The 1039-nt window shown below is 40.8% G+C and carries 1 protein-coding gene; it reads right to left on the bottom strand.

Annotation, left to right across the window (positions count from 1 at the left end; genetic code table 11):
• Window positions 1–52: 52 nt before the first annotated feature.
• Complete coding sequence (locus AC1M9D_RS14010) at window positions 53–985, bottom strand: IS5 family transposase (protein ID WP_005103080.1); 933 nt, start codon at window positions 983–985, stop codon at window positions 53–55.
• Between the last annotated feature and the right edge of the window lie 54 nt (window positions 986–1039).

Here is a 1039-nt window from a genome sequence, read left to right as displayed (position 1 = left end):
GGCTTTGTTGCATAAAGGTTTGAAAGGCTGAGTTCCCTTAAGCTACTCAAATTTAAGAGACAACTTGGGTATGAGGGCGACCTAATTCTGTGAATTTATTCAAGACTGCCATGCGTGCATGGATCTCATTCACCTGACTTGGAAAACTCCGCGCTGTTAATTTATCGCCTAATAATTTGATGCAATGCATCTTGGTTTCAACCAAACTTCGACGGTGATAACCAGACCACTTTTTCCAAAGCGATCTGCCTAGCCGTTTGACTGTCTTTAATAATTCGTTCCGCTCTATAGACCTCGCTTGCTGATCCTTCCAAGGCTTTGCATTCTTTCTAGGTGGAATGATCGCATGTGCATCTCGATCTAAAATGACTTGTCGGCAGTGCTTTGTGTCATAAGCACCATCTGTATAAACAGAATCAATTGGTTCATCCAAGGGAATTTGAGCAAGTAAATCTTCGAGTACTTGAGAATCACTGACATTATTTGTGGTGAGTTGTACTGCACGTATTTGCAGGGTTTTAGCATCTATAGCAATGTGAAGCTTACGCCATTGGCGACGATATTCAGCCCCATGTTTCTTGCGTTTCCATTCACCTTCACCAAGAAACTTCAAACCAGTAGAGTCTACGAGTAGATGCAGTCCATCACTACTTTTTTGATAGCTAATCGCAATATCAATATGCTTTTGTCTACGACAAAGGGTGGAATAATCCGGAGCTGTCCAATCTAATCCAGAGAGTTTAATCAGACTTTGAACAAAACCTGTGACCATACGTAAAGAGAGTCGGAATAGTAATTTGATCATTAAGCAGCATTGAATCGCTGTATCGGAGTAGGTTTGATTTCGACCTTGCTTGCCTTGTGATTGTGCATACCACTGAGTCTTTGGATCAAACCAAATGGAAATATTACCTCGGTTAATTAAGGCTCGGTTATAGGATGACCAATTGGTTGTACGGTAGATTTTAGAGGCAGGCTTATTCATTTTGAAATTATATTGCTGAATAAGCTTTTGATGCTAGGTTTGTGCAACAAAGCC

Source organism: Acinetobacter sp. ANC_7682, from assembly GCF_056779795.1.
The sequence above is the reverse complement of the archived record's forward strand: the minus strand, read 5'-3'. Positions and strand labels throughout refer to the sequence as shown.

What these genes read in the sequence shown, in the direction of transcription:
- AC1M9D_RS14010 (WP_005103080.1), bottom strand. Translation starts at nt 985, where the DNA reads ATGAATAAGCCTGCCTCTAAAATCTACCGTACAACCAATTGGTCATCC.